Below are 707 nucleotides of genomic sequence, written 5' to 3' on the forward strand. Positions count from 1 at the left end.
TGGATTGTCAACAGTAAATCAGACAGCTTTTTTAAGGGCCTCTTGGCAGTACTGAGCAGGTGTCATGTATCCCAGTGTTCCGTGAATGCGATAATTATTAAACCAGTTGACGTAATCGTATAGTTCGACCTCCAAATGATCAAAGCTCTGAAATTCCATCTGGTTTACGAACTCGGTTTTCATGACCTTGTAGGTGGCTTCCGCTACGGCATTGTCATAGGGACAGCCTTTCATGCTCAGAGAACGACCGATCTCAAAGGTTTCCAGAAGCTCGTCCATCTTTTCATTTTTAAATTCACTGCTCGGTCTGTATGAAACCACTGAATTTGATGCAGATCACCCTGTACTGTGGCAAAGGCGCGAGAAATCAGAGCAGCGTCCTTGTTCGGACCTGCACTATGACCGATAATCTCTCGATTGAACAGGTCAACGAGTACACAAATGTAGTGCCACTGGTGCTGAACCTTCACATAGGTCAGGTCGCTGACGACGAAGCGCCTGGTCTCGGTTTGGTCAAATTCACGATTCAGGATGTTGGCTGTAGCCGCTTCATTACAGGCGGTTTTATAGGGCTTATATTGTGCCACCGTGTAGGTTGAAACGAGTCCATGTTCTTTCATAATCCGGCCAATTCGACGTCTGGACACCACGAATCCGCGCTCATGGAGCTTGATTTTGATCTTGCGCGTGCCATAGGCTTTTCGGTT

At 47.0% G+C, this 707-nt stretch carries 1 pseudogene; it reads right to left on the minus strand.

Annotation, left to right across the window (positions count from 1 at the left end):
• Nucleotides 1-18: 18 nt before the first annotated feature.
• A pseudogene (locus L693_RS0107255) lies at nucleotides 19-707 on the minus strand (IS3 family transposase); the annotation flags it as partial.

It is taken from the genome of Paenibacillus sp. 1-18, assembly GCF_000520755.1.
GTDB lineage: Bacteria > Bacillota > Bacilli > Paenibacillales > Paenibacillaceae > Paenibacillus > Paenibacillus brasilensis.